The sequence below is a fragment of the Streptomyces sp. NBC_00996 genome (assembly GCF_045162675.1).
Classification (GTDB): Bacteria; Actinomycetota; Actinomycetes; order Streptomycetales; family Streptomycetaceae; genus Streptomyces.
Map to the genome: position 1 here is coordinate 85,832 of NZ_CP108723.1, position 22,503 is coordinate 108,334.

At 68.2% G+C, this 22,503-nt stretch carries 23 protein-coding genes and 3 pseudogenes; 12 read left to right on the forward strand and 14 right to left on the reverse strand.

The window, feature by feature from the left end; genetic code table 11:
- Window positions 1–812 precede the first annotated feature (812 nt).
- The 4 genes from OG390_RS00350 to OG390_RS00365 all read left to right on the forward strand — a co-directional run bounded on the left by OG390_RS00350 (window position 813) and on the right by OG390_RS00365 (window position 2,456).
- Window positions 813–1,337: a hypothetical protein gene (locus tag OG390_RS00350; protein WP_406164446.1), complete on the forward strand. Its 525-nt coding sequence runs from the start codon at window positions 813–815 to the stop codon at window positions 1,335–1,337.
- A gap of 1 nt (window position 1,338) precedes the next feature.
- On the forward strand, window positions 1,339–1,665 hold the full coding sequence (locus OG390_RS00355) for a hypothetical protein (protein ID WP_406164447.1): 327 nt from the start codon (window positions 1,339–1,341) through the stop codon (window positions 1,663–1,665).
- A gap of 354 nt (window positions 1,666–2,019) precedes the next feature.
- Window positions 2,020–2,250: a type II toxin-antitoxin system Phd/YefM family antitoxin gene (locus tag OG390_RS00360; protein WP_406177431.1), complete on the forward strand. Its 231-nt coding sequence runs from the start codon at window positions 2,020–2,022 to the stop codon at window positions 2,248–2,250.
- Window positions 2,247–2,456 (forward strand): type II toxin-antitoxin system RelE/ParE family toxin, encoded by a 210-nt coding sequence (locus OG390_RS00365; RefSeq protein ID WP_406164448.1) that lies wholly within the window; start codon window positions 2,247–2,249, stop codon window positions 2,454–2,456. The genes OG390_RS00360 and OG390_RS00365 overlap by 4 nt, the downstream gene beginning before the upstream one ends.
- Window positions 2,457–2,506: 50 nt before the next feature.
- Here the strand turns inward: OG390_RS00365 and OG390_RS00370 are convergent, their stop codons facing one another.
- Window positions 2,507–3,103 carry an NADPH-dependent F420 reductase gene (locus OG390_RS00370; protein ID WP_406164449.1) on the reverse strand — a complete coding sequence of 199 codons (597 nt, stop codon included), beginning with the start codon at window positions 3,101–3,103 and terminating at the stop codon, window positions 2,507–2,509.
- A gap of 41 nt (window positions 3,104–3,144) precedes the next feature.
- Window positions 3,145–3,963, reverse strand: coding sequence for a 3'(2'),5'-bisphosphate nucleotidase CysQ (locus OG390_RS00375; protein ID WP_406164450.1), 819 nt, complete (start codon window positions 3,961–3,963; stop codon window positions 3,145–3,147).
- Window positions 3,964–4,100: 137 nt separating this feature from the next.
- Here OG390_RS00375 and OG390_RS00380 point away from each other — a divergent pair, with 137 nt between their 5' ends.
- Both OG390_RS00380 and OG390_RS00385 read left to right on the forward strand, forming a co-directional pair.
- Window positions 4,101–5,006 (forward strand): LysR family transcriptional regulator, encoded by a 906-nt coding sequence (locus OG390_RS00380; RefSeq protein WP_406164451.1) that lies wholly within the window; start codon window positions 4,101–4,103, stop codon window positions 5,004–5,006.
- Window positions 5,007–5,256: 250 nt separating this feature from the next.
- On the forward strand, window positions 5,257–6,159 hold the full coding sequence (locus tag OG390_RS00385) for an NADP-dependent oxidoreductase (protein WP_406164452.1): 903 nt from the start codon (window positions 5,257–5,259) through the stop codon (window positions 6,157–6,159).
- Window positions 6,160–6,416: 257 nt separating this feature from the next.
- Here OG390_RS00385 and OG390_RS00390 read toward each other — a convergent pair whose 3' ends face one another.
- Both OG390_RS00390 and OG390_RS00395 read right to left on the reverse strand, forming a co-directional pair.
- The gene (locus OG390_RS00390) at window positions 6,417–6,605 is read right to left on the reverse strand and encodes a hypothetical protein (RefSeq protein WP_406164453.1); all 189 of its coding nucleotides are present in this window, start codon (window positions 6,603–6,605) and stop codon (window positions 6,417–6,419) included.
- Between the two features lie 247 nt (window positions 6,606–6,852).
- Complete coding sequence (locus OG390_RS00395) at window positions 6,853–7,311, reverse strand: MarR family winged helix-turn-helix transcriptional regulator (protein WP_406164454.1); 459 nt, start codon at window positions 7,309–7,311, stop codon at window positions 6,853–6,855.
- Between the two features lie 109 nt (window positions 7,312–7,420).
- Between OG390_RS00395 and OG390_RS00400 the strand changes: the two genes are divergently transcribed.
- The 3 genes from OG390_RS00400 to OG390_RS00410 all read left to right on the forward strand — a co-directional run bounded on the left by OG390_RS00400 (window position 7,421) and on the right by OG390_RS00410 (window position 12,571).
- On the forward strand, window positions 7,421–8,503 hold the full coding sequence (locus OG390_RS00400; protein ID WP_406164455.1) for a substrate-binding domain-containing protein: 1,083 nt from the start codon (window positions 7,421–7,423) through the stop codon (window positions 8,501–8,503).
- 307 nt (window positions 8,504–8,810) lie between these two features.
- Entirely contained in the window at window positions 8,811–10,508 is a 1,698-nt protein-coding gene (locus OG390_RS00405; RefSeq protein ID WP_406164456.1) for a purine-cytosine permease family protein, read from the forward strand.
- A gap of 674 nt (window positions 10,509–11,182) precedes the next feature.
- On the forward strand, window positions 11,183–12,571 hold the full coding sequence (locus OG390_RS00410; protein ID WP_406164457.1) for an IS1380 family transposase: 1,389 nt from the start codon (window positions 11,183–11,185) through the stop codon (window positions 12,569–12,571).
- Window positions 12,572–12,704: 133 nt separating this feature from the next.
- Here OG390_RS00410 and OG390_RS00415 read toward each other — a convergent pair whose 3' ends face one another.
- From OG390_RS00415 to OG390_RS00430, 4 genes and pseudogenes are all read right to left on the reverse strand, one after another.
- Window positions 12,705–13,013, reverse strand: coding sequence for a hypothetical protein (locus tag OG390_RS00415; protein ID WP_406164458.1), 309 nt, complete (start codon window positions 13,011–13,013; stop codon window positions 12,705–12,707).
- A 169-nt stretch (window positions 13,014–13,182) separates the two neighbouring features.
- A complete protein-coding gene (locus tag OG390_RS00420; protein ID WP_406164459.1) occupies window positions 13,183–14,460 on the reverse strand; it encodes an IS701 family transposase in 1,278 nt (425 codons plus the stop codon).
- A gap of 253 nt (window positions 14,461–14,713) precedes the next feature.
- On the reverse strand, window positions 14,714–15,241 hold the full coding sequence (locus OG390_RS00425) for a hypothetical protein (RefSeq protein ID WP_399095852.1): 528 nt from the start codon (window positions 15,239–15,241) through the stop codon (window positions 14,714–14,716).
- Between the two features lie 217 nt (window positions 15,242–15,458).
- Window positions 15,459–15,600: pseudogene (locus tag OG390_RS00430) on the reverse strand (TIGR02234 family membrane protein); the annotation flags it as partial.
- 229 nt (window positions 15,601–15,829) lie between these two features.
- Here OG390_RS00430 and OG390_RS00435 point away from each other — a divergent pair.
- On the forward strand, window positions 15,830–17,089 hold the full coding sequence (locus tag OG390_RS00435) for a peptidase S8 (protein WP_406164460.1): 1,260 nt from the start codon (window positions 15,830–15,832) through the stop codon (window positions 17,087–17,089).
- 73 nt (window positions 17,090–17,162) lie between these two features.
- Complete coding sequence (locus tag OG390_RS00440) at window positions 17,163–17,465, forward strand: DUF6233 domain-containing protein (protein ID WP_406177432.1); 303 nt, start codon at window positions 17,163–17,165, stop codon at window positions 17,463–17,465.
- Window positions 17,466–17,644: 179 nt separating this feature from the next.
- Here the strand turns inward: OG390_RS00440 and OG390_RS00445 are convergent, their stop codons facing one another.
- From OG390_RS00445 to OG390_RS00460, 4 genes and pseudogenes are all read right to left on the reverse strand, one after another.
- Window positions 17,645–18,043, reverse strand: coding sequence for a cupin domain-containing protein (locus OG390_RS00445; RefSeq protein ID WP_406177433.1), 399 nt, complete (start codon window positions 18,041–18,043; stop codon window positions 17,645–17,647).
- A 146-nt stretch (window positions 18,044–18,189) separates the two neighbouring features.
- Window positions 18,190–18,867 carry an SIS domain-containing protein gene (locus tag OG390_RS00450; RefSeq protein WP_406164461.1) on the reverse strand — a complete coding sequence of 226 codons (678 nt, stop codon included), beginning with the start codon at window positions 18,865–18,867 and terminating at the stop codon, window positions 18,190–18,192.
- Window positions 18,864–19,214 carry a TauD/TfdA dioxygenase family protein gene (locus tag OG390_RS00455; RefSeq protein WP_406164462.1) on the reverse strand — a complete coding sequence of 117 codons (351 nt, stop codon included), beginning with the start codon at window positions 19,212–19,214 and terminating at the stop codon, window positions 18,864–18,866. Before OG390_RS00455 ends, OG390_RS00450 begins: the two co-directional genes overlap by 4 nt.
- Before the next feature lie 133 nt (window positions 19,215–19,347).
- A pseudogene (locus OG390_RS00460) lies at window positions 19,348–20,190 on the reverse strand (TauD/TfdA dioxygenase family protein); the annotation flags it as partial.
- A 99-nt stretch (window positions 20,191–20,289) separates the two neighbouring features.
- Here OG390_RS00460 and OG390_RS00465 point away from each other — a divergent pair.
- Window positions 20,290–20,747, forward strand: a pseudogene (locus tag OG390_RS00465) (VOC family protein).
- Between the two features lie 27 nt (window positions 20,748–20,774).
- Here the strand turns inward: OG390_RS00465 and OG390_RS00470 are convergent.
- Both OG390_RS00470 and OG390_RS00475 read right to left on the reverse strand, forming a co-directional pair.
- Window positions 20,775–21,464 (reverse strand): IS5 family transposase, encoded by a 690-nt coding sequence (locus OG390_RS00470; RefSeq protein WP_406164463.1) that lies wholly within the window; start codon window positions 21,462–21,464, stop codon window positions 20,775–20,777.
- A gap of 56 nt (window positions 21,465–21,520) precedes the next feature.
- Window positions 21,521–21,859, reverse strand: coding sequence for a MerR family transcriptional regulator (locus OG390_RS00475; protein WP_406164464.1), 339 nt, complete (start codon window positions 21,857–21,859; stop codon window positions 21,521–21,523).
- Window positions 21,860–22,503: the final 644 nt, after the last annotated feature.

Below are 22,503 nucleotides of genomic sequence, written 5' to 3' on the forward strand. Positions count from 1 at the left end.
AGAAACCGCATGACCACAGACAGTAGTCACAGAGAAGACAGTTACGGACGGTTTTCCCGATAAACGAAAGGCGCAGCGAGAGCCTCGGCGAGTGTGCGCTGCGGGAACTCGATGGGGCTGGTAGCGGCATGTATCCGTCTGAGCTCTGGCGTGGTTGTTCTTGGGACGGGTGAAGTCGTCAGCGATGAGCGCACGCGGCATTCACGCCCTGTCCGCCAGGAGGTCAGGGCGGCTGCGTATCACCCGGTAGCATGCAGCATCCATCCCGGCCGATACACGCGGCTGCTCACGTCAAAGGAGCCCTGGTGTCCAGCCGGTGCACGCTGGCGATCCCCGTCGCATAGGCCCCTGCCGCGTCATCGGGCGGCTCGGGACAGGCGGTATCCGCTCCCGCTGGCTGACCCCGGACCGGGGCAGCCGCCGGCGCAACGCCCTCAACCAGCTGTTCGCCACAGCGGCCGTGCTCGGCATCTGCGCGAGCCGCTGGGGCCTGTGGCTGGAGACCGAGGAGTACCAGGACCGGCAGGCCAGCCGGGAGAAAATCACCCTGGGGTGCGCCGGACTCGTCGACCCCGACAAGGTACTGAGCCTCAACGGGGGAATCTTCCGGGCCCGCCCGGGCAGCGACGACGACACGTTCACGCCCGACTCCCTGTCGGGCACCTGTGTGATCTACCGGGTCGGCGGCCCGGGCACCACGTACGGGCACTTCGAGCTGACCGTTTTACACGAACCCCAGCGACAGATACGCCAACATCGTCGAGGGCTCGTCGGGCCCGTTCGAGGAACACAGCCGCGAGAACGTCGCCGACGTGACGCGTGTGGCCGACGAGGTGCCCGAGTACCCGCTCGGCTACGCGGACGGGGACGACGGGCGGTTCGGGTACTACGACGACGACAGCGTCGCCTTCAAGGCGGTCTGCGAGGCGGGCAAGGGTGCCACCACGTCCGTGAATGCCGTGGCCACGGCCGACTACGACCACGTCACCTTCCAGGACCGCGCAACCCTCATCGAACTGGCCCGCGACGCCGCGTACAAGACCGCGGACAACATCGGCTGCACCCCCGCGGCCCCGGCGCCCAGCCCCCTCATCAGGCTCTACATACCGGACGCTCACCTGGTGAAGGCCACCTCGGCGGAGACGGACGGGACGTGCTCCGTACCGGAGGCTCATCGGCCGCGAAGGCATGGGCCGGCTCCCAGACCGCGCGCTCCCGGCCCCGGCCGGCGAGCACAGCCCCAAGGAGACCTGCCTGCTGGCGGCGAGCCCGGCCCAGGTCAAGAGTGTCTGGCCCGGCCTCGGCAAGAAGGAGACGGGCTCCACCCGGCTCAGTGACGTGCTGGACTTCTCCCCCTGGTGGCTGCGGACGGAGTCCTTCTTCGGCGACGAGGCCCGCGAGGTCGTGGCCGAGGAGTTCGGCGGCTACCAGACGCCCCTGCGCCCCGGCACCGCGGGCGGCAACGCCGGAGCCCGGGCCTGGTGGGCCTCCTCCACCTGCGCGGGCGAGCCCGCCGTCCACACCCTCAGCTTCGGCCTCCGGTACGACGACATCGTGCGGGACCGGATCAGCACCCTCTTCAAGGCGTACGCCGACGACATCACCGAACGCCGCGGCTGCACCGACGTGAAGTTCCCCAGGCCTTCCGACTTCCGCTCCTACTAGACGATCAAGTCCTGTGTCGGAGCGGGGATTCACCAGAGTGACGACTCCCCCGCGAGTGTCATCTCGTCAGGCAGGCAGGCGGGGGCTGTAGTTCGATGCGCGCATGCCTCGAAGAATCCTGTCAGGAGTGGTCGCCGCGCGGGCTGGAGCAGCACGGTCGGCATCCTTCGGGCTTCGGCACGAGCCGGAGTGGGATTCACTGGGTGCCCGTGCGCGCGGCGAGATGGCGCTGGCAGTCTTCGCTCACGCGCGGCACGAGCCATTCCTTTTCCGGCTGGACCGGCTGACGGACAGCCCCCCTCCCCCGCCCTCACCAGAAAGTGTTCAGTTCTGTACAAGAGTGACACTCTGCCGATCACGGAAGCGCGGGCCCGCTTCGGCTCACTGGTACGCCGCGCCTCCCACGCCCGCGAACGCATCACGATCACCGATCACGGACAGCCGGCCGCCGTGCTGATCAATCCCCAGGAGCTCGCCGACCTGGAGGACGCCCTCGCCCTGGCCCAGTACCGGATCCGGCAAGCCGAAGACCATGCCTCCGCCATCCCGCACGACGAGGTACGCGCCCCCCTCGGACTGACTTGACCTACAAGATCATCTGGGACGAGCCCGCCATCGACACGGCCGCCCGGTTCCTCAAAGACGACCCCGACGGCCTGCGCCAGCTCATGGACGCCGTCGATCTGCTCACCGACGATCCCCGCCCCGGCGGCAGCACTGCATACGGCTCCCCCGACCTGCGCCGCATGCACGTAGGCCGCCCGTTCTCGGAACCGAATGCGGGAGATTAGTTGAACATCGGGCTCGACGAACTGTCCGCGTGCTGGGAGGGCCCGCCGGATCAGCGGGCGATCGAGATCGCGAAAGGCGCGAATCCGCTGGAGCGAATCACATGCGGCACGAACAGGATCGCGGCCTCCGTGGCGCGAGCGGTCTGGATCCCGCCGAGATCGGTGATCCACTCCATACGCCAGCCGAGGCTGACGAGCAGTTCGCGGACGGTTTGCTTGGCCTGCGGGTCCTCGCCGGAAAGGAAGGCATCGGGCGCCTGGGTGAGCGTGGCCGGCGCGGTCATCACCGGGAAGAGCATGGTGTTGAGTGTCTTGACGACGCGCGTTTCGGGGAGCGCCTGCTGGAGTTGCTCGGCGAGGCTTGAGCCGGGGTAGATCAGGTCGGCGGGCAGTCCGTCCGATCCGTCGACGGTGGCGTTGGAGACGTCGACGAGGATCTTGCCGTGCAGTTCCTCGCGCAGGGCGACGAGCCGGTCCAGCGAGCCGGCTCCCGGGGTGGCGTTGATGACGATCTGGGCTGTCCGGGCAGCGTCGGCGGCGGCGCCCGGCGCGCGGTCCGCCACGGTCACCTCATGCCCTGCCCTGGTAAGGGCTGCGGCCAGGTTGCCGCCGACGCGGCCGTTTCCGAGAACTGCGATCGTGGTCATGATGATCTGGTCCTTCCGTGCGTGCAGGTTGTGGTGCGCGGTCAGCGTGAGAGCGTGGCGACGGCCTCGGCATGGACGCCGGGCGCGGCAGCCAGGAAGCTCTCGCTGTGCGGGGTCCAGGGGCGGCCCTCGGCGTCCGAGATCTGTCCGCCGGCTTCGGTGACGAGGAGCGCCCCGGGCAGCAGGTCCGCGCGGGCGCCGGCGAACTGCCAGAAGGCGTCGATCCGGCCGGCGGCCACGTTCAGCAGGTGCAGGGTCGCGGGCACGGAAGTGCGGACGACGAGTGCGTCGAAGAGCATCGCGGTGATCGAGGAGCCGACGCGTCGCACGACGTTTTTGTCCTCGTCGGGCCGGGCCTGGCTGGTGGCCACGAGGCTCAGGCCGAGGTCCGCGGTCTGGGAGACGTGCAGCGGCCGGCCGTCGAGGTAGGCGCCCGCGCCGGTGAGCGCGGTGTAGGTCTCGCCGGTCAACGGCAGGTGGACCGCAGTGAGCACCGGCTGGTTCTCGCGCACGAGGGTGGCGGTCACCGCCCACTCCGGCAGGGCGTGCAGGTGGTTGACGTTGCCCTCGGCCGGATCCACGACCCACCATTCGCCGGGCGGCAGCGCCCCGCCGTCCAGCTCGTCCTCCACCCAGCCTGCGTCCGGGCGCAGGTGCGTGAGGCGGGGGCGCAGGATGCCGAGGGCCGTGTCGTCGTTGGCGGCGAGCGCGCGCATCAGCTCTTCGCGGGTCTGGTAGCGGACTACCTCGCCGAAGCGCTCGCGCAGCGCCGAACCGGCCGCGCGCACGGCGATCGCTGTCTGGTCGAGCAGGTCGGCGTCGGAGGCGGCGACGTCATTGGTCTGAAGCGTTTCGGACATGGTGAACTCCCATGTGAGTAGGGGGTGATGAGGCCGTTCGGGCCGAGCTGTGCGCTCTGTCCAGCGCTCTGATCTCGACGGTATACAGCCCCTTGAATAACTTCAAATGCATGTAAAGCACGGCTAGGATTACTCACGTGCAATTGAACCTGAACCTGTTGGCCGCGCTCGACGCGCTGCTGGAGGAGGGCAGTGTGGCCGGGGCGGCCGCACGCCTGCATGTCACCGCCCCCGCGATGAGTCGGAGTCTGGGCCGAATCCGGCGCACGACCGGGGATCAGATCCTGGTGCGCACCGGCCGCACGATGACCCCGACGCCGTACGCGATCGCCGTCCGGGAACAGGTGCACGAGCTGCTTCACCAGGTCCAAGGGGTGCTGGCACCGAGCCGTGAACTCGATCTGGCAACACTGGAGCGCACGTTCACACTCCGCTGGCACGATTCCCTGGTCGCCTTGAGCGGCCCCGCGCTGCTCGCGGCCGTGCGTGAAGAGGCGCCGGGCGTGCGATTGCGCTTCGTCGCGGAATCGAGCATTGACACACCGGAGTTGCGGCGCGGCGAGGTGGACCTGGAGGCGAACGCCAACCACCCGAGCGCACCGGACATCCGCGCCGAGAACGTGGGCGAGTCCCGCCTCGTCATCGTCGCGAGGCAGGGGCATCCCCTCACCCGTGGCAGGACCGTCACCGCACATCAATACGCCGCCGCCGAGCACGTCACCGTCTCGCGACGGGGAAACCTCAGCAATGCCCTCGACGACGCTCTCGCGGGGCTTGGCCTCACCCGCCGCGTGGTGGCGACCGCACCCACGGAAGCGGCCGCGCTGGAGTTCGCGCGCGGTTCCGATCTCCTGGTCAGCGTCCCCGAAGCCACCACGCGATCCGCGGTCGCCGACCTCGGCCTGGTCGTGCTCCCCCTGCCGCTCGAACTACCGCTCGCACCGGTATATCTGTCGTGGCATCAGCGCTACGACACCGACCACGCCCACGCCTGGTTGCGCGGGCTGGCGCGAACCGCGCTGACCATGCGCGGAGCGTCATAGTCGGCGCCGTCCGGCCGCTTCACCCCTACGTCCACGCGGCCGCCTTGGTGGCGCAGGGCCGACCAGTGTACGCACCCTCACCGGGGCCGTTCGATGGGGGTGGTCGTCTCGGACACGTGTGGGCGGTCATGAAGTAGGGTCGACGTATCGGAGTAGAAACGTGCTCTGGGCCGAGCAGACAGCCGGACGGGGAGTACGCGCACACGCGGTATCGGACGATCCGCCACTTCTTCCGCGGAAGGAGTGCGTCATGAGGGCAGCACAGTTCAGCCAGTTCGGCAGCCCGGACGTTCTTGAGATCGTCGATCTCCCCGATCCCCATCCCGGTGCCGGAGAGATACGGATCAAGGTTCGTGCCGCGGGTATCAACGCCAGCGACTGGAAAAAGCGCCGGGGCCTGATGGACCAGGAACTGCCACAGACCCTGGGATACGAGGCTGCGGGTCTCGTTGACGAGATCGGTGACGATGTCTCGGGTGTCACGGTTGGCGACCGGGTCTTCGGAGCCTCGCCGTACGGAGCCGCCCAGGCGGAGTTGGCCGTGCTGTCGTATTGGGCCACGATCCCGGACTCGCTGGATTATGCGAGGTCTTCAGCGATCCCCGCGGCAGCCGAGACCGCAGCGCGCTCGCTCGACCAGCTTGGCGTCACAGCGGGCAGCTCCGTGCTCGTCAACGGGGCATCCGGCAGCGTCGGGAGTGCCGCTGTCCAACTCGCCGTGGAGCGCGGCGCGCGCGTCATCGGCACGGGTAGTCCAGGCACGCATGATGCCATCCGCTCGCTCGGGGCCGAGCCGGTGGCATACGGCGACGGGATGCCAGAGCGAGTCCGGGCGATCATGCCGTCGGGGTTCGATTTTGCACTGGACGTCGCCGGCAGCGGTGTCCTTCCCGAACTCATGGGACTCGTGGGCGCCCCCGAGCATGTGATCACGGTCGCCGACTTCCGCGGCGCGCAGCAGACGGGCGTCCGCTTCAGCCGCGGCGACACCGGCCGCGCCACCTACGCGCTGGCCCAGGTCGCCCAAATGGCCGAGACTGGACGATTTTCCATCCAGGTCGGCCAAACCTTCCCCTTGACCGAGGTGTCCCACGCGCACCGCGTCGGCGAAGCGGGGACTGTGCGCGGCAAACTCGTGCTACTCGTGGGCTGACCGGCCAACCGCCCGACCTCGCACCCGCCGCAGCGGCGGTGTCGTGGGGAATATCGCCCCCACCCTTCCCTGCCCCTGGAGAGAGTCTCCAGGGGGCGGGGCCTCGACGCCGTCATCGCCGGCCACTCACTGCCCTGGAACTCCGGCGTCGTCGAAGGCCACGTCAACCGGATCAAGATGCTCAAGCGTCAGATGTTCGGTCGCGCGGGATTCGAACTCCTCCGCAAGCGTGTCCTGCTCTATGCATAAATCCCAGGTCAGGAGTCGTCCTCAACGAGTCCAAAACCTTCAGGGAAACCCTCCAAGAACTCGCGGCGCGAAGGATCGGTCTCCTCCGCAGCCATCGAACCGAGCAGGTCGATGAACTCGCTTCGCTGATCACTCGACAGCTGAGTCACAAGATGGGCAACACCCTCCAAGACCTTCACCGCGTCATCTGGATCCATTGATCCATCTACTCCTCCCCGCACCCTCACCCGAGGCCACGGGCATCGTCGTCTTCCTCGACCCCTGTCATCCCGCCCGCGCTCTGGCCGCGCTCCCTCTTTGAGCGCGTGTGCGCAGGGCTTCACCACCTCCGCTGACCGTCACGCCAACCTGGTCGCCCCACTCGCTCGCGCGACCGTCAAGACGCTGAAGCGCAGGCCCACCTTCGCCGCACACGGGCGAGGCCGCGGCCATTGATCGAAAAGATCAACTCTGCGGTCTGCTGGGCGCCACCGCAGGCAACCCGTCGACCGTCGCCGCGAGCAGAGGCAGGAGCCGGGCGAGTTCTCCCTGGTCACCGATGGCGTCGAGAAGCCGGGTCTGGTCGGAGCGGACGCGGTGGGCGGCGCGCTGGTGGAGGATGCGGCCGCGGGCGGTGAGGTAAAGCAGGACGCGGCGGCGGTCGTCGGGGTCGGGCCGACGGTAGACCAGGTTGCCGGCGACCATGCGGTCGACGAGCTTGGTCAAAGTGGGCGCCGGCATGAGGGCGTGGTCGGCGATTTCGGACATCGAGTGGCCCTGCCCGTCGGCGACGGCCGACAGGACGCGCCACTCATCCACCGAGCAGTCCTCCTCGGCCAGCATCGCGGCCAAGCGCCGGCCGAGGCATCGCTCGGCGTGACTGAGGAGGTGGGCAAGGTCCGGCGAGGAGGGTTCCGACGGCATTGCCGGTGTCCTTCCGTAGGTCTAGTGTTCGGGCAGATTACGAGCCTCCGCGAGGGTGCCGGGGCCCGGACCGGGATCCGCGCGCCCAGTGCCCTCACGGAGGTGGTCTGTGCATCCGGTGCCGCCGAGAGGGAATGACGATTCGAGCACGACGCTGGTCGTGGCCTTGGTCGTGCCGCTGCAGGGACCGGCGGGGGTCTTCGGTCCGTCGTGCGAGCTGGCCGCGCAACTGGCCGCGGAGGAACTGAACGCCGCGGGCGGCGTGTTGGACCAGGAGGTCCACCTGGTCACGGTGGACGGCGGGGCGTCGCCGGAGCAGGTGGCGGCCGAAGTCGAGGCCTTGGTGTCGCTGGGCGCCGTTGACGGGGTGGTGGGCTGGCACACCTCGGCGGTGCGCCAGGCGCTGCTGCCGCGGATCGCGGGCCGCGTGCCGTACGTCTACACAGCCCAGTACGAGGGCGGCGAGCGCACACCCGGGGTTTTCCTGACGGGCGAGACCGACGCCGCTCAACTGCTGCCCGCGATGCGGCTGCTGGCCGAGGCGACCGGAGCTCGACGCTGGTGCACGGTGGGCAACGACTATGTGTGGCCGCGCGTGACCGCCCGTGCCGCACGGCGATACGCCCGGACCTGTGGCGGTCTGGTGCGCGACGAAGTCTTCGTGCCCCTGGGAACACGCGACTTCGGGCCCGTGCTGCGCCGGATCGAGCGGTGCGAGGCGGACGCCGTACTGATGCTGCTGGTCGGGGACGACGCAGCTCACTTCAACCGGGCGTTCGCCGGGTACGGTCTGCATCAGCGGTGCCTGCGGCTGAGCACCCACATGGACGAGAACATCCTGCTGGCCACCGGAGCGGAGTCCACCGACGGGCTGTGGGCGACGGCCGGTTTCTTCGAGACGCTCGCGACCGCCGAGAGCCTGGACTTCAGCGCGCGTTACGCGGCGCGGTTCGGTGTGGAGGCACCCGTCGTGGGTAGTCTGGGCGAGTCGTGTTTCGAAGGAGTGCGCCTGCTGGCGGCGTTGGCCGAGCGGGCGCGGTCGCTGGACGTGAAGACGATGTGCGCCGTGGGCGAAACGGTCTCCTACGAGGGCCCGCGCGGCGCACTGCGGCTGCGCGGCAACCATCTCACCCAACGGCTGTACCTGGCACGGGCGGATGCCTTCGACTTCCACGTCGTCACCCAACTCTGACCCGGCTCCCTGGCCGTTGATTGACATTACCCTGCCACAGAAATACTTTCTACGGGAAGCATCTGGCGGAGACGAGGGCGTCTGTATTCAATTCGAGCCCTTCGCTCGCCACAGTCTCCCATCGACGGGCGCCCCGCCCACGCGGCGCGCTCCTGGTCGTGCACTATCTACGCGCGTCGAATAAAGGCCCGTTAAAGACCTTTCCCTTAAAGGAAGCGAAACGTTCAAGAAACAGTGCGGCGTGACTCTTCCGTGCAATCACCCGGGGTCGCCCGGGTCGTCCCCAGTGCTGGGAAGAGGGAATGTCGTGACGGAGATCGTCGACAAGGAAGCACCGCCGGCGAGTACAGGCGGACGGACGTACAACAACTGGGCGCAGAACGACACGTTGGAGGACTACTCGCTGCGCTACGCACCGAAGTCCTTCCGCCGCTGGACTCCCTACGTGGTGGCCACGACGGCGCTCGGTGGCATCGCCTACCTCGCCGACTTCGCCATCGGCGGCTCGATCGCCATCTCCAACGGCTTCTCCAGCGCCATGGTGGCCATTCTCGCCGCGGCGGTGGTCATCTTCCTGACCGGCATCCCGATCTCGTACTACTCGGCGAAGTACTCCATCGACATGGACCTGCTGACCCGGGGCGCGGGTTTCGGCTATCTCGGCTCGACCCTCACGTCGGTCATCTACGCCAGCTTCACGTTCATCTTCTTCGCCCTCGAAGGCTCGATCATGGCGCAGGCCCTCGAGCTGGGCCTGCATATCCCCCTGGCCGTCGGCTATCTGATCTGCTCGCTGATCATCCTGCCGCTGGTGATCTACGGCATGACCGCCCTGTCGAAGATGCAGGTGTGGACGCAGCCGGTCTGGCTGGTGCTGATGGTCGCGCCGTTCGTCTCCATCGCCATCCAGGAGCCGGACAAGTTCTCGCAGTTCACCCACTTCGCGGGCAACTCCCCCACCGGCTCCAGCATCAGCATGCTCGGCGTCGGCGCGGGCGCCGGCGTGGCCCTGTCACTGATCGCGCAGATCGGTGAGCAGGTCGACTACCTGCGCTTCATGCCCGACAAGACCCCCGAGAACGCGGGGAAGTGGTGGGGCGCCGTGCTCTCCGCCGGTCCCGGCTGGGTGGTTCTCGGCGCGGCGAAGCAGATCGGCGGGGCGTTCCTGGCCTTCTACATCGCCGGCAGTGTGGGCCTGTCCAAGGCCAACGAGCCCATCCAGCAGTACGTGCACGGCTTCAAGACCTTCGCGGCGCCCGTCGCCCTGGGACTGGCGACGTTCTTCGTGATCCTCTCCCAGATAAAGATCAACTCGACGAACGCGTACTCCGGTTCGCTGTCCTGGTCGAACTTCTTCTCCCGCCTCACGCACCGGCACCCGGGCCGGGTCGTCTACATCTTCCTCAACGTCGGCATCGCGCTGGCCCTGATGGAGGGCGGAGTCTTCGGCTTCCTCAACACCGTCCTCGGCTTCTACTCCAACGTGGCCATCGCCTGGATCGGCGCGGTCGTCGCAGATCTGGTCATCAACAAGCCGCTGAAACTGAGCCCGTCGTACATCGAGTTCAAGCGCGCCCACCTGTACAACTTCAACCCCGTCGGCTTCGGCTCGATGCTCATCGCCTCCGCCGTCTCCATCGCCGCGTACTTCGAGGCCTTCGGCGACTACGGCAAGGCGTACTCCCCCTTCATCGCCCTGTTCCTCGCGATGGTCCTCTCACCGCTGTTCGCCGTGCTCACGAAGGGCAGGTACTACATCGCCCGCGTCGACGACCTCGAGGAGCCGCTGCTCGGGACGGACGGCCTGCCCTCCGCGGCCACGCTGACCTGCACCGTGTGCACGACCGACTTCGAACGGCCCGACGTGGCCAACTGCACCTTCCACTCCGGGGCGATCTGCTCACTGTGCTGCAGCCTGGAGAAGAACTGCCACGACTCCTGCAAGACCGGTGCCGCCACCGGCCCGGTCGCCCTCGCCACACCCACCGTGCGGTCCGCGGACTGACCACCATCACCTTCCCGTGTCCGGCTTGGCTCCGGCTCGCGTTCTTCGACGTGGGCCGGAGCCGACTTCGTCAGTCGGTCAGGGCTGCTCTAGCGTCGCGGGCGTACGGTGCCTCGAACGGGCATGCGTCGCCATTGGCGAGTCATGGGCCGGCGGATGCCGTACTCCGACAAGCCTTCCAGCTTCCACGACAGCGCGTCACGGGCATCCTGCAAATAGAGACGGAGATCCGCCTTCACGTCAGATTCAGGTCATCGAACCGGTGCAGCCGTGGAACTGGCTGGAACGCTCTGATCATCGGTAAAATTCAAGCTGAGGGGCGTCGAATTCCGTACTCGTCCACCGGCGGTCCGCGGCAGATCACAATGGGCTCGGGCCTCCGCCGTAGGGGTGCGCGGCTCGGACGTATTGCATGGCTGTGTAAGGGGACAGGCCGAAGAGGCGGATGAGGTGGACGGGGTCGGCCGTGTGTTTGGCCTCGTCGAGAATGCGGTCCATCCGTAGGCGTCCGACCTGCAGGCCCAGTCGGCGTAGTGATGTGGTGATCGCCTGAGCCTGGATCCACCGCGTGATACTCGGTCTGTGGGCGACGAAAAGAGAAGAGGTGCCTGCTGACCTGGGATCATGGGAGTTCCTACGCCCACACCAGTCCCACGAAGCAAGGCACCTCGTAAGTGAAAGTCTCCCACAGGCCCGCGGAGCTCTTCGCCGCGTTCGACGACCCGGACCTGATCGCGCACGCCGGGCTGGTCCCGACGATCCGGCTGGCCGAGCGGTGCGGTCTGCCCCGGCTGGTGGCCGAGAAGGTCCACCTGACCGGTGCGAAGAACGGTGCCGGTACGGCAGCCGACGCGAAAGCCATGTCGATCGTGGGCGGCATGGTCGCCGGGGCGGACAGCATCGACGACCTGGACATACTGCGCCACGGCGGGCTGCCGCGCCTGTTCGGCGGAGTGCGGGCGCCGTCCACGCTGGGCAGTTTCCTGCGCGCCTTCACCTGGGGGCATGTGCGCCAACTGGAGTCCGCCGCACGGGCGTTCACCTGCCGCCTGGCCGCGCACACCGGCATGGTCCCGCAGCGGGACGAGGTGGTGTTCGTGGACATCGACTCCAAGGTCAAACAGGTCTACGGCCCCGCCAAGCAGGGCGCCTCGTTCGGCTACACCAAGCAGCGCGGCCTGCACTTCCAGATCGTCACCGTGAAGACCGGCACCTGCGCACCCGTGATCGTGGCCACCAGGCTGCGCAAGGGCTCGGCAGGCTCCGGCAAGGGCGCGGCCAGTCTGCTGCGCGAGGCCCTGGCCACGGTCCGGGCCATGGGCATCACCGCACACATCGTCGTCCGTGCGGACTCGGCGTACTTCTCCCACAAGGTCGTCGATGCGTGCCGCAAGGCCGGCGCAGCCTTCTCCCTGGCCGTCGCGGTCAAGAAGACCATCCGCGAGGCCATCGTGCAGATCCCCGAGGATGCCTGGACGCCGATCAAGTACGCCAGCGCCGTCTGGGACGCCGAGGAGGAACGCTGGATCTCCGACGCCGAGATCACCGAGATCCCCTTCACCGCGTTCACCAGCAAGAAGAAGGCGTTCCACACCACTGCCCGGCTGATCGTGCGCCGCGTGAAACGGCTGAACCCCAAGAGCGTGCCCGCCGGCCAGGCCGAGCTGTTCGGCCTCTGGCGCCACCACGTGATCTTCACCGACAGCCCCTTCGCCCTGGCTCAGGCCGAGCCGATGCACCGCGAACACGCCGTCATCGAGCAGGTCTTCGCCGACCTGGAAGACTCCGCACTCGCCCACCTGCCCTCGGGGAAGTTCACCGCGAACGCGGCCTGGCTGACCCTGGCCGCCACCGCCTACAACCTCACCCGCGCGAGCGGCCACCTCGCCTCCGCCTTCCATGCCAAGGCGAGGACCGGCACCATCCGCCGCCACCTGATCAACATCCCCGCCCGGATCGCCACCCGAGCCCGCCGCGTCACCCTCCACCTGCCCGAACGCTGGCGCTGGGCCGACGACTTCACCGACCTGTGGACAGCCACCGGCCAGCGCATGCTCACCTGAACCACACGCTCGACCTGACCGCCCACGACCTGGAAGAACCTCGGAGACCCCGCACCGGACGGCCACCCGGCCCATCGTGCTGCCCGCACCCCGAAAGATCACCCCGAGCCCGCCCGATACCGAAGATCAGAATTCACGCGGTGGATCCAGGCTGAGGGTTGACGGCGGGGTGGGTGTCGTCGACCGCAGTGCACACGGTCACGAGCAGGTAGGGGTTGGTGCTGCTCGGCCAGCGGCGATGGCGTTCGGCCCGCCACTGTCGGGCCAGGCGAAAGGTGAGCTCGTCGAGGTACAGGGTGTGATCGGTCTTGCCCTGGCGCCGTACGAGGAGCGTGCCGCGGCTGAGGTCGAGGTCGTCCAGGAGCAGATGGCGCTGGTCATGGCTGCTCAGCGCATGCACGGCGGCCAGGACGAAAGTGAGCTGGTTACGCACGGACGGCATGCGGTCGAGCGCGCCCTGCAGGCGGTCGTCGGGCAGCGGCCTGGGCAGGGTAACGGCGCTTGTGGTGGAGTAGGGCTCCGTTAGGTTGCTCTGGCTCTGGGTTTCTGGCTGGTGGTGGGTGTTCTGGGCAGGGGGCGGTGGCAGGTGGTGCAGGTGCCGGTCCAGCAGTTCAGCAGGTCTTGGATGGTGTCGAGGATCTGGTAGAGGGTGAGTCCGCTGTATCGGCTTTTGGGACCAGGCGCTGTTCGGTGAGGAACGCCTGGGCGGCGGTGACGAGGGTGACGTGGTGATGCCGGCCGGTCCAGGAGCGTCCCTCGAAGTGGTCCAGGCCGAGGCCGTGCTTGAGTTCGCGGTAGTCGTGCTCGATGCGCCAACGGATCTTGGCCAGGCGGACCAGTTCGGCGACCGGGATGTCGGCGGGCAGGTTGGACAGCCAGTAGTCGGTGGGTGCCTCGGCGCCGTCGGGCCATTCGACCAGCAGCGTGACCTCGGGCAGGACACCGTCCCAGCAGCCGTCTTGCGCGGTGGCGGCGGCCTGGGCCAGGCGGCGGGCTCTGACCCCGGCCGGCCGCACCCGCAGCGCCAGGAAGTGCGAGCGCATCGGTCCGCGGGAGCCCTGCCGCCAGGTCACCTCGGTGAAGGCCTGCCGCCCATGGCCGGCCGCCGGCGCGGCCACCGCCGACGGCTTGTCCCGGTAGCGGGGCTGCGGCTTGCGGCCGTTGCCCGACCAGGGCGGCGTGACCGGCTCGGCATCGTGCGGGTGGACGGTCACGTCCGAGCGGACCGCGACGACATAGCCGATGCCCCGGCTATCCAGCCCGTCGCGGAAGTCGGCGTTCTGGCCGTAGCCGGCGTCGGCCACCAGCACCGGCGGGACCATGCCCCATTCGGCCAGTTCGTCGATGCTGTCCAGGGCCAGGCGCCACTTCTCCCGGTGCCCGATCTCCTGCGGAATCCCGGTCTTGCGCCGGCGTATCGGATCGTCCGCCCACTCCTGGGGCACGAACAGCCGCCACTGCAGCGGACACGACGCGGTGTCGGAGACCGCGTGCGCGCTCACCGCGACCTGACAGTTGGCCTGCTTGCCCAACGCCCCGCAGTACTGGTGCGCAACTGCCACCGACATCCGGCCGTCCTTGGGGAACGACACGTCGTCGACCGCCCAGGCATCCGGGCCGATCAGCGGCACCATCCGCTGCGCGATCCGCCGCCGCACCGGCACCGGATCCCACGTCGACTGGTTCACGAACTGCTGCAAATTCTGCTCGTTGCCGTCCGGCAGCCGTTCCGCCATCGGCTGGATGGACTTGCGCCGTCCGTCCAGCATCAGTCCCCGCAGATAGCAGTCGCTCTTGGCCCGCTGGTCCTTGCGCGGCACCGAGGCGAACACATCAGCCACGAATAACGCCAACTTCGCCCGAGCACGGTTCACTTCATATGCGTCCACACACCCACCATGCTCCTGAACACGCGAGACACAAAGACCTAACGGAGCCCTACGTCCGCGGCGACGATCATTTCACCACGATGCGCGCAGACCTCGCCCCGTATGCCAAGGCCCGCGCGGTGAGGGAACTCTCCGGCCGTGCGCGAGAGGTCGCCGCGGCCAAGGCCTGAACCGCAACCGTGTCTACTACACCGTGCAACTCGCGCTTGTGGTTGACGTCCCGTGAGTCGTCAGCGGCCTGCCGAACAACGGCCTACGCGGGCTCGCCCGCGGACGGCGCGGGAGCATACGGCTCAATCTCGTGCCACGCGGGCGGCCCTCCGAGTTGCCAGGCAAGCGGTTCCTGCCCGCCATCCAACGACTCTCGCGCCGCGTTCACGAAACGGATCTGTCCCGCGACCAGCGCAGCGTGAACCTCCTGCAAGTCCTCGCGTCTCTTGGGGGAGTTGTCGACCAGTTCCGCGAAGCGTCCCACCGCGCCAGTCAACTCCGAAGCGGCTGCAGCCACCTCACGCGGCGCGACCAGGCTGACAGCGGTCAGCGCCGAATGCCACGGCACCCAGTCGTACGTATGGGGCCGATCTTCCAGGAACGCCTCACGCAAGTCCATCTCCAGCGTGGCGAACGCCTCCAAGAAGGCCGCATACGCCTTCGTCCGGTTGTCCCTGATCCACTGCTCGTTCTGGCCACGCCGCCCCACAACGCCGCCGGCGAAGACGCCTACGACCGTGGCGGCAACGCCGCCGGCACTGGATATCACCAGGTCCCACGGGACGGCCAACTCATGTCTCCCTCCACCACGCTGGACCAGCCCGAACAGACGAACCAGGCCAGGCCCAGACCCTAACGGGCTACGGCGAAACGACGCAGCCCGACCCGTCGAAAAGGATCACGCACATTCAGGGATTGCCCCGCGAGGACAGGTTCGCTTTACGGCCCCGCCCACGGCGTTTGACGCCCGTGGTCTGGGCCGTGGCATGCGGGGTGAGGTGACGGCCTGTGCCCTCCGACCAGCTCTGCCGGTGGAGAGCAGCGCCACGGCCGCGCCGAGGGCGCCGCTGAGCAGGGCGACGGCGAGGCTGCGGCGGCCGGACCGGGCGGGTCCGGCGGCTTCGGATCGGGGTGCGGTACAGCTGTCACGTGCTCCGCTATCGCCTGCGCCGTGAAATCCGCTTCACCCGGGGCGTGTCAACCCATGATCGCGCCACCGTTCCGCCACGGACATCTCAGGAACAACACATGAGTTGACCAGGAACAACAAAGGGTAGTCACAGCTTCAATGATCTTCTTGTTGGCATGTTCCAGCCACTCATAGGTTTTGCGCCGGTCGGGACACGCATCCCGCGTCCCGGCCGTCCAGCGCACCCGCATGTCTCCCCTGGTTCACCCACCTCTCGGAGGAATTACGTTGCGCAGAACCATTTCTCTCACCGCCGTGGCTTCCCTGGCCACGGCTGCTCTGGCCTTGGCCGCCCCGGCCGGCCAGGCGGCGCCCTCGGCCTCACCGTCGCCGAACGGCGTCACCGTCGCCCACTCCTGTGCGACCCCGACGCAGAAGAACGTGATGGCGTGCAAGGCGCTGCACGTCACCGCGGGCACCCCCAAGTCCGCGCACGCCGAGAGCGACCTGACGGCGGCCGCCGCCCCGTCGGGCTACGGCCCCACCTCACTGCAGGCCGCGTACAACCTGCCTTCCTCCAGCGGCGGTTCGGGCCGGACCGTGGCCATCGTCGACGCCTACGACGACCCGAACGCCGAGGCCGACCTGGCCGTCTACCGCTCGCAGTACGGCCTGCCCGCCTGCACCACCGCCAACGGCTGCTTCAAGAAGGTCAACCAGACCGGCGGCACCGGTTATCCGCGCGGTGACTCCGGCTGGGCCGAGGAGATATCCCTCGACCTCGACATGGTCAGCGCGGCCTGCCCGAACTGCAAGATTCTTCTGGTGGAGGCCAGCTCGGCGACCATGACGAACCTCGGCACGGCCGTGAACACCGCCGTCAGCCTGGGCGCCAAGTACGTCTCCAACAGCTACGGCGGCAGCGAGTCCTCCAGCGACTCCACCTACGACTCGTCGTACTTCAACCACCCCGGCGTCGCCATCACCGTCAGCTCCGGCGACAACGGCTACGGCACCGAGTACCCGGCCGCGTCCAAGTACGTGACCGCCGTGGGCGGTACGTCCCTGAACACCTCGTCCACCTCACGGGGCTGGACGGACACGGTGTGGAGCGGAGCGGGCTCCGGCTGCTCCTCATACGACGCCAAGCCCACCTGGCAGACCGACAGCGGCTGCGCCAAGCGGACCGTCGCGGACGTCTCCGCGGTCGCCGACCCGAACACCGGCGTCGCGGTCTACGACAGCTACCGGCAGGCCACCGGCTGGATGGTCTTCGGTGGCAGCAGCGCCTCGGCCCCGCTGATCGCGGCGACCTACGCGCTGGCGGGCACCCCGTCCTCCGGCTCGTACCCGGCGTCGTTCCCCTACGCGCACACCTCGGCGCTCTACGACGTGACCAGCGGCTCGAACGGCAGCTGCTCCGGCTCGTACCTGTGCACCGGCGCCACCGGGTACGACGGCCCGACCGGCCTCGGCGTCCCGAACGGCACGGCGGCCTTCACCGGCTGAACCGCTCCATGAGGTAAACCGGTTGGCTGTATGCACCGCGCGGAGGACGGCGACCGCCTTGTTGCGGCACTCGTTGTCCTCCGCGACCGGGTCCGAGAAGGACCTCGAACGCACCCAGCGGTGGATCGCCGACGAGGAGCGGCAGCAGGCGGAGCGCAGGCGCGGTATCGCGGCACGTCCGCCGAAGCCGGACTGGCTCATCGAGCGCAGCCTCGACGGGCACTCGCCCGCCGTGTACGTCCACGTCGGCGGCTGCCACATGGCCGGCAAACGCAGCAAGGGCGTCGGACGGCAGCAGGCCCTGCGCGCCCTCGCCAACGGTGTGCCTGCCTGCACCCACTGCCGGCCCGACACTCAGCTCGGTATCCTCGACTGATCCCCTCGCGCGGGGACGAGGTCACCGTGAGCGAGACACCCCAGCCGAATTAAGGTAGGAAGCGCGTCGGCTCCTGCCGCGCACGGCGAGCCGCACGAAGCCGTCCAACCGCGTGGCCGGCGGAGCCCGGCGCCGGGGTCAGGGGCCCGTGCTCCGCCTTCCCGTATCGAACTCGCGGGTCAGTCTTCGGAGGGACGTAGGGCGCGCAGGTGCGCCCGCTCCTTCAGCTCCTCCTCGTCGACCAACGTGAGCATCGGCTGACCCGGCGCGCACACCATGGTCACCACGAACTTGGTCGGTGCGTCCGACAGGGCGTTGCCGTCCTGGTAGTGGATCACATCACCACCCGGCTCCCAGAACGTCCCACCGGCGTCGACCACACGCTCCGGCTCACCCTCGAGCTCGAACCGGACCGCGCCCTCCATCACGTAGCCGAACGACGGGCCCGAGTGGCGGTGCGGAGGGAGCCCGGGGTGACCGGGAGGCCACTCGACGAGGATGGTCATTCCCGAACCACCTTCGGGAAAGAAGGGCGGAGTGACTTCCTGCAGCAACTTGACTTCGGGCGGCAACGACACCTCGTGCCCCTCGGCAGGGTTCGCGTGCACTGGGTTCTGCTCTGACACTGTGATGCACCTCCGTAAGCCTGCCTGGAATGGACGATCTTGCGTCGGCCACCGCGGCGATGACCGAGTTCGTCGGTGCCGGGCTCACACAACTTGCTTCACAATGGAGTCAAGGCACAGCCCGCATCCGTGACAGGCGTACGCCTTCTGCCTCGCACAGAGAGTCTCAGGACCACCCTGCCTCCTGTCGGCGGCCTCCACAATCCGGGAGCCGGTGGCGTAGAGGACGCGGCGGCAAAGACAGCGCGGTCAAGATGGCCGTGTTCATGGAATCCGCCCGGACCGCCGGCGTGGCCGAGCGGGTGACGTCCTACCACTCCAGCCTCGGAGTGCTGGAGTGGCAGCGGGCGCGCCTCGCCGAGCGTGCGCCAGCCAGAGCGGATCGGGTAGCCGGTCTGCGCCTCGATCGCTTCGGGCCAGCCGCATCCCTTTCCGGTGATGGAGACCACCGGGAGCGACTCGTGCAGCGCCTGCTGGCGAGCGCGCCGTACATGTGCAGTGCCGGCGGTGTGGCTGAGCAGGATCAGGGCGTCGCCGGGTCGTGCGCGGTTCCACCGTGTCCATGTGGTGGCCGGCGACCAGCGGGCGTCGATCTTGGCGTTCTGCAGCAGCATGCTGCCGAGTTCGGCGGCGTGCTGAGCGGTGCCGGCGCCGACCCGTACGACCCGGCGTGCCTTGGCCAGGGTCTCGGCCTGGGCGGACAAGTCCCTGGTGGCGATCTCTTCGACCGCTGCGGCCTGAAGCGCGATCATCCGGTCCAGCGCAGTCGCCGTCATGCGCGTGTCCGCCCGCTGGGTACATGTCCGGCCCGGTGCGGGGGCTGCTCGTCGCTGTGCACGTCCGGTTCGGCGGTGGTGGTGCGGTGCAGTACCCGGGCCATTCCGGGTTCCAGGCGGGCTGCGCGGTGCAGGATCCGGGCGTGGTCCCAGATCACCACGTCACCGCGCTGCCACCGGTGCTCATAGACGAAACGGTTCTGGGTAGCGTGCTCGTGCAGCTCCGCCACCGAAGGCCCCGCATACCGTCGGCAGGTGGTGTTCTCGATGCGCTGCAGGCACAGTTGATTGAGGAAGAATCCCCGCCGGCCGGTGACCGGATCGCGGCGCACGATCGGGTGGCGCACCGGAGGAAACCGCTCGGTGTAAATGGGATTCGAGGGGTTTGCCGTGGATGCGAGCCCGAAGGTGGGCGATGGTGTCGCAGGTGTGTACTCCGACCGCGTCTGCCAGGGCGTCGGCCCACCCGGCCGGCGCCGTCTCGTACGCGGCTGCCATGTCCGCGAACTGGGTGTGCCCGCCGCTGCTGGGTACGGTCTCGGCGCGCAGCATGGTGAAGCGTGCCGGGCGGGGCGGAATGGAACGATCGGAATGCCAGACCTGGTTGCCTACCACCGGCTGGTCGCCGCAGTTGCTGACCACGAGAATGTCGACGCTGTCCGGATGCTGGTCACGCCAGTCCGTTACCGACTCCGGCTCGCCTAACAGGCGTGTTAACGCCACCTGTTGCTCCGGAGCCAGCGGCGGCACGGTCGGCTTCGGCAACGCGACGTTCAGCGGCAGCGCAGTCCTCTTCGTCGACGCGACGTTCAGCAGCGGCACGGTCTCCTTCGACAGCGCGACGTTCAGCAGCGGCACGGTCCACTTCGGCGGGGCGGCGTTCAGCGACGGCACGGTCGCTTTCAACAGCGCGACGTTCAGCGGCAGCGCAGTCCTCTTCGTCGACGCGACGTTCAGCAGCGGCACGGTCTCCTTCGACAGCGCGACGTTCAGCAGCGGCACGGTCCACTTCGGCGGGGCGGCGTTCAGCGACGGCACGGTCGCTTTCAACAGCGCGACGTTCAGCGGCAGCGCAGTCCTCTTCGTCGACGCGACGTTCAGCAGCGGCACGGTCTCCTTCGACAGCGCGACGTTCAGCAGCGGCACGGTCTCCTTCGACAGCGCGACGTTCAGCAGCGGCACGGTCCACTTCGGCGGGGCGGCGTTCAGCGACGGCACGGTCGCTTTCAACAGCGCGACGTTCAGCGGCAGCGCAGTCCTCTTCGTCGAGGCGACGTTCAGCGGCGGCACGGTCGGCTTCGCCGGTGCGACGTTCAGCGGCACCGTGTTTGAGTGGGGCCCTCTGCCAGTACCGACGGGCGCCTAATCTAGGGCCTGTTGCGAAAGTGGATCTTCTGCAGACCTGCCTGGGATGCTCTGATCATGGAGATGACAGTGCAGCTGACGATCGACTGCTCCGATCCGCAGAGAATGGTGACCTTCTGGGCCGAGGCCCTGGGCTACGTGCCTGAGCCTCCGCCGGGCGGGCACGCCACCTGGCGTGCCTACTGGGCGGCCATGGGGGTGCCCGAGGCAGAGTTGCCGGCCGATGCCGGGGACATTCCGGAGTCGATCATCGATCCTGCGGGACGTGGACCGAGGGTGTGGTTCCAGCAGGTTCCGGAGAGCCGAAGGTCGCCAAGAACCGGTGGCACTTCGACCTGAAGGTCGGCGGGGGCCGTGACGTCCCACTGGACGTCCGCATACAGCGGGTCAAGGCTGCGGTGGAACAGCTGGTCAAAGCTGGTGCCACCGTGCTGCGGATCAAGGATGAGCCGGACATGGGGCTCTACGCCGCCGCCATGCAGGACCCCGAGGGCAACGAATTCGACGTCGTCTGAGGGCTGTTGCGACGGTGCTGGTCACAGTCACTCGTTCACGGCTGCGACCAGCACAGTCGCCTCGTAGCGGACGGAGAGCTCGTACCTCGTGGCCACTGCCCGGTGCCTTTTAAGTCGGTTGATCCCGCACTCGACCGCATGGCGCTCGCGGTAATCCACCGCGTCGAAACGCGGCGGTCGGCCGCCACGGGAGCCGAGCTTCCTGCGATTGCGGGCCTGGTCAGCCTTGTATGGGATGGTGCAGCGGATTCCACGGCGGCGGTAGGCGCGGTTCTTGCGGGAGGAGTACGCCCGATCGGCGCGTACTCGATCGGGGCGGACGCGTGGCCGGCCCGAACCGATGCGGGGTACGCGGACATTCTCCAGCACGGGCTCGAATTGCGGCGAGTCGCCGCGCTGCCCGGCCGTCACCACGATCGACATGGGCTTTTGGCCCTGCTCGACAGCCACGTGCAGCTTGGTGGTGAACCCGCCACGTGAGCGGCCCAGCCTGTGATCACAGGGCTCGGCCACAACTCCGCCCGGCGGTTCCTTCTGTAGGTCCCCATGCTTCCTGGCCCCTGCCGCATGCTGATGGGCGCGACACACTGTGGAATCGACGCTTTGGGCTGCGGCAGTGCGGCCACGGTCGGAGGGTGCTGTGCCGCAGCCAATGCGACGGTCGCCGTTGGTGTCCGCAAAAAACGACGTTGCCCGGAACGCTTGCGTTCCGGGCAACAGCGTGGGCGGCAGCTGCGAAGCTCCTGGGGGAGTTGCAGGTCTTCTTGGCCGCCTCAGGCCGCGGACGTTGGGTTCGCTGGGTCGGCGGCGCGGCGGTATTCGGCGTTGATGCGTTGGGCTTCTTCGAGCTGGTCTTCGAGGATGACGATGCGGCAGGCGGCCTCGATGGGGGTGCCGTGGTCGACGAGTTCCCGCGCGCGGGCGGCGATGCGCAGTTGGTAGCGGGAGTAGCGGCGGTGTCCGCCTTCGGAGCGGAGCGGGGTGATGAGGCGGGCTTCGCCGATGGCGCGGAGGAAGCCCTGGGTGGTGCCGAGCACTTCGGCGGCCCGGCCCATGGTGTAGGCGGGGTAGTCGTCGTCATCAAGACGGCCGTACGAGTCGTCTGCTGTCATTGCACCTCTCTGTGGAACGCGTGGAGGGGCCCTGGCGCCATTGGCGCCAGGGCCCCGAAGGAACTGCTACACCATCTGCCGGCCCTGGTACTGCGCCGGCCTGCTGTTTCCGTAGACCCGACCCAGATGCTGTCGGGGGTGCGGGGATCGCGGTTGCTTGACCGAAGACCACCTCACTATCGATGTCCTGCGGTACCCGGGCTCAAGACTTCTGCCCGGGCGATCCTGATGGCGCTCCGCTCCTCCGTTCTTCCCTCGGTGTTCAACTACTTACCAAACGGGGGACTGCGTACTGCTGGTATTGCTCTACTGCGTACTGCTGGTGATGCGAACCGCTCAGTGGCCTGCGACAGCGCCACTCTTCGGCAGCCAGCCCCGTCGCCCGTCCTGCGTCTGCTCTGGCTTAGAACCCCACTGCCGAACTTCCCGGTGCGCGCGTCCGCAGCCGACGCCTTCACCGAGGTGCTGCTCACTGACTTCACTGCTGGGTACTGCGAACTGCACTTACGGGTAATGCCACTGCGTTAACTGCGGACTTGCTCACGGCGGCCCCTGATCACTGCGGGCCACCCGGTCCGGTTGTCAGTCCCGTCGCCGTCCTGCAACATCCCTGGCTTCGCGACTCCACCACCGCACCGTCCTGC